Genomic DNA, 3,439 nt, shown 5'->3' with positions numbered 1-3,439 from the left:
TCTTGGCTCATCCATCATCGATGACCACGAAAAGGAGGAGATGGAGGAAGCACAGCGAGCCGCCGAGGCCCGCGCCACCCAGGCGGAGGCCGAGCGGGACTTCCTGGCCGGCGAGGTCGAGACGCTGAAGGAGACGATCCGCACGGGGCTGGAAGGGCGGCTGCGCGCATCCGAAGCGATGGACAAGGCCATCAACCCGAACGGCGAACAGCGCGACTTCATCCCGGCGGCACGGGCGCTGCACAAGGAGCTTGCCGACACGAAGGCCGCCCTCTCAGCATCCCAGGCGCGAGAGGCCGGAATGCGCGCCGTGCTGCGCCTCGCCGCGCAGTGGGGAATTTCTGCGGACGGGTATCACGCGTTCATCGCGACCGGCCTCAAGCGGTGGATCGCCGATGGCGCAACCGGCTCACTCCCCGATGAAGTCATGGATGCCGCCCGCCGAAACTGCCACAGCGAGTTGGTGGCCGCCCTGTCTCCCGCCCAGCCGTCGCAGGACCGCCGCATCCTGGCACCCTGGAACCCGTGCCTGGAGAAGCTGAAGGACGGGGAGCCGTTCTTCGTGCTGCTGGGGCGGGATGAAGACGCCGCAGGGGCAGTCCGTTATTGGGCAGACTCGCGAGCGCTGCGGCGTGGCCCATCGGCGAAGACCGCCGAGGCCCGCAAACTCGCCGACCAGATGGACGCCTATCGGCCAGGCCTCCTGACCACCGAGACGGAGGTGAGCAATGGCTAAGCCGATCAAGCAGGAGCATCACGTCGCCCGGCAGGACCACCACTGCTATCTCTGCGGACACGCCATCAGCGCCGGGGACCGCTACCTTGCCGTGACGTTCCGCGCGCTCCCCGCGGACGGCTGGTCGGGCATCCGATACGCTAAGGTCTGCCGCCATTGCCAAGGCGCCGAGTTCTGCGCGTGCGGCGACTGCGATTTCGTCATCCCCGCGGAGCCGGCGGAGCGCATCGGGGGATGGCTTGCTGACCCGGTCAGCGCCGCCCTCTCACATCACCGGGAAGCGCAGGGAGGCGACCGTGGCTGAGCACGAGCCCTGCATCGGCCAGTCCGACGACTGGTACACGCCGCCGGAAATCTTCGCCGCGCTGGGGCTGACGTTCGACCTGGACCCGAGCATTGGGTCCCGGCCCGCCGGGTCTACACTCAAGCCGATGACGGGCTTTCCCGGCCCTGGCACGGCCTCGTGTGGATGAACCCGCCTTTCGGAGGCCGCAACGGACATGTGCCGTGGCTCAAGAAGTTCCTGGAGCACGGCAACGGCATCGCGCTCGTTGCAGCCCGCACCAGCGCCGGCTGGTTCCACGAATGGGCGGTGAAGGCTGACACGATGCTGTTCCCGCGGGGCAAGACGAAGTTCATCCGGCCGGATGGCTCGGTCGGCAGTTCGCCCGGAACCGGCATCGTCCTTCTCGGCGCCGGGGACGTCGCCAACAACGCGCTGCGGCGCTGCGGGCTTGGCCTGTGCGTCATGGTCGGCGCAGCGCAGGGAGGGGAGTAGGATGCGCATTCCAGAACTTCGCGGCGTCATGGACACGGTCGCCGACCAAGTGGAGGCCGGCGCGCTGACGAACGCCGAAATCGCCCGGTCGATCCGCGAGTGGAAGAGAGAGCTTCATCGACGACAGCCGGTACAGCGGACGCCACCGAGACGGAGAGGAGGCGGAGCCGCAGCCGACATCATCTCGTATCACGCCGCACACCCGAACGAGAGCTATCACGAGATAGCGGAGGCCTGCGGAACCACCATCGGGCGCGTCTCGGAAACGCTGGCGGGGAAGAGGACGTGACGCGATGGCGGAAGACTGACTGATAGCTTTCGAGTATAATGGGCACGCAACGGGGGCATTGACGAAATGAACACTCAGCTTCTTCTCGCGGCGCAGTACGACGGCCTTGCGATCATTCCTTTGGAAAGGGTGCGCAAAGACTACTTCCCGCATCTTTCGGAACAGCGGCTCATGGAGCGCGTCTTGTCCGGCAAGATCAACCTGCCCATCGTCCGCATCGACCCGACTAGCCAGAAGACAGCGCGCGGTGTTGCTATCGAGCATCTGGCGGCTTGGATCGACGAGCGGAAGAGCGCGGCGGAGAAGGAGTGGAAGGCTTTGGCGTCCTGACCTTTCCAGGCTGGTACGGCTCATCGGCCAGCTTCAGCCACTTCCAGCATTCGTACTTGTCACCTGAGCTTCTGATGTGCGTGTACCGCTTCAAACTTGACCACGACCGATGACCGGTCACCGCCGCAACGTGGGGGATGTTCAGGCCCATCTCAAAGAGCCGTGACGCTCCCTCGTGGCGCATGTCGTGAAATGTCAGGTCTTCGATCCCGAGCCACTTGCAGGCCCGCGCGAAGTTGGCGCTTACGGCGTCGGTGGTATAGGGGAAGATCCGGTCATCCGCTGCGCCCTCCTTCGGCTTTGGCATGCCAAGGATGATCTTGAGCGCCGGTTCGGGAAGATCGCACCACACGTTGTTCCCGGCCTTCTCGCCGGGATTTTTCATGTCACGGACCAGCACCCGCTTGTTGGCCTCGTCTAGATCGGGCCAGCGGATGCGGACGATCTCCTCCTGCCGGCGGGCAGAGAACAGAGAGAACAGGATGATCCGCGTCATCGGGACCATGTAGGGCCGGCGGCGCTCCCGGTCCTTGAAGTAGCTGAGGATCAGGTCCAGCTCGTCCAGCGACGGACGCCGCTCCCGGCTCTGCGGCTTTCCGATCAGACCAAGGCGCTTTGCGCTCGCCGCCGCGTCCTTGATGGTCTGGTGATCCACCGCATAGCCCCAGGCAGGCCGGGCAACGGCGAAGATCGATGATAGGTGAGCGAGGTAGTTCCCCCTGGTGGCCGGCGTCACGTCCTTGAGGTCCGCGCGCAGCATCGCCACCAGATCGGCGCTGGTGATGGTCGATATGGCTTTGTCCGCGATGGCGTAGCCTTGGATCGTGCGCAGGACTTGCGCCTTCGTCCGACCAAGCGCCTTGGTCGACTCCGTGATGTACTGCCGGATCACCATGGCGAGCGTGGGATCGTCGGACTTGGCCCGCTCCAGGCCGCCGGGCGACCGAAGCTCGGACTCCCGCTTTTCCAGCCACGCCGCTGCGGCCTGCCGCCGCTCGAACGTCCTATTTTCGCGGTGGACAACCTTGCCTTCTCGGACGATCTTCACCTGCGCAAGATAGGACTTCCCCCCACCCTTCCTTGTGCGCTCTATGATCGCTCCCATGCCGCCACCGCCCCCTGACAACATTTCCTGACAACATGGGCGCGAGGTGACAACATTGTTGGCAGAGCGTCAACGGAATGTTGGAAAATGGCGGAAAATGTTGGTCAATACGAGAGCGAGGAAAGCCGGGATGACCGGCGCAATGGAGCCTAGGCAGTTGATATCACAAGCGATCCCGCTGAGCATAGCCCCGATGATGGA

The 3,439-nt window shown here is 64.7% G+C and carries 7 protein-coding genes; 6 read left to right on the top strand and 1 reads right to left on the bottom strand.

Going from position 1 to position 3,439, the window contains the following annotated elements:
• The 6 genes from ACFPMG_RS23810 to ACFPMG_RS23785 form a co-directional block, all read left to right on the top strand.
• Positions 1 to 736, top strand: a 736-nt coding sequence (locus tag ACFPMG_RS23810) for a hypothetical protein (protein ID WP_376997703.1), incomplete at its 5' end; no start/stop codon positions are given.
• Positions 729 to 1,040: a hypothetical protein gene (locus ACFPMG_RS23805; protein WP_376997702.1), complete on the top strand. Its 312-nt coding sequence runs from the start codon at positions 729 to 731 to the stop codon at positions 1,038 to 1,040. The genes ACFPMG_RS23810 and ACFPMG_RS23805, both read left to right, overlap by 8 nt.
• Positions 1,033 to 1,209: a hypothetical protein gene (locus tag ACFPMG_RS23800; RefSeq protein WP_376997701.1), complete on the top strand. Its 177-nt coding sequence runs from the start codon at positions 1,033 to 1,035 to the stop codon at positions 1,207 to 1,209. Before ACFPMG_RS23805 ends, ACFPMG_RS23800 begins: the two co-directional genes overlap by 8 nt.
• Positions 1,206 to 1,514 carry a hypothetical protein gene (locus ACFPMG_RS23795; RefSeq protein WP_376997700.1) on the top strand — a complete coding sequence of 103 codons (309 nt, stop codon included), beginning with the start codon at positions 1,206 to 1,208 and terminating at the stop codon, positions 1,512 to 1,514. The genes ACFPMG_RS23800 and ACFPMG_RS23795 overlap by 4 nt, the downstream gene beginning before the upstream one ends.
• Before the next feature lie 28 nt (positions 1,515 to 1,542).
• On the top strand, positions 1,543 to 1,803 hold the full coding sequence (locus ACFPMG_RS23790; RefSeq protein ID WP_376997699.1) for a hypothetical protein: 261 nt from the start codon (positions 1,543 to 1,545) through the stop codon (positions 1,801 to 1,803).
• A 66-nt stretch (positions 1,804 to 1,869) separates the two neighbouring features.
• Positions 1,870 to 2,133 carry a pyocin activator PrtN family protein gene (locus tag ACFPMG_RS23785; RefSeq protein ID WP_376997698.1) on the top strand — a complete coding sequence of 88 codons (264 nt, stop codon included), beginning with the start codon at positions 1,870 to 1,872 and terminating at the stop codon, positions 2,131 to 2,133.
• Here the strand turns inward: ACFPMG_RS23785 and ACFPMG_RS23780 are convergent.
• Positions 2,057 to 3,238 (bottom strand): tyrosine-type recombinase/integrase, encoded by a 1,182-nt coding sequence (locus ACFPMG_RS23780; protein WP_376997697.1) that lies wholly within the window; start codon positions 3,236 to 3,238, stop codon positions 2,057 to 2,059. The genes ACFPMG_RS23785 and ACFPMG_RS23780 overlap by 77 nt on opposite strands.
• Between the last annotated feature and the right edge of the window lie 201 nt (positions 3,239 to 3,439).

The organism is Azospirillum himalayense, assembly GCF_042657465.1.
In the GTDB taxonomy this organism is placed as follows: Bacteria; Pseudomonadota; Alphaproteobacteria; order Azospirillales; family Azospirillaceae; genus Azospirillum; species Azospirillum himalayense.
The sequence above is the reverse complement of the archived record's forward strand: the minus strand, read 5'-3'. Positions and strand labels throughout refer to the sequence as shown.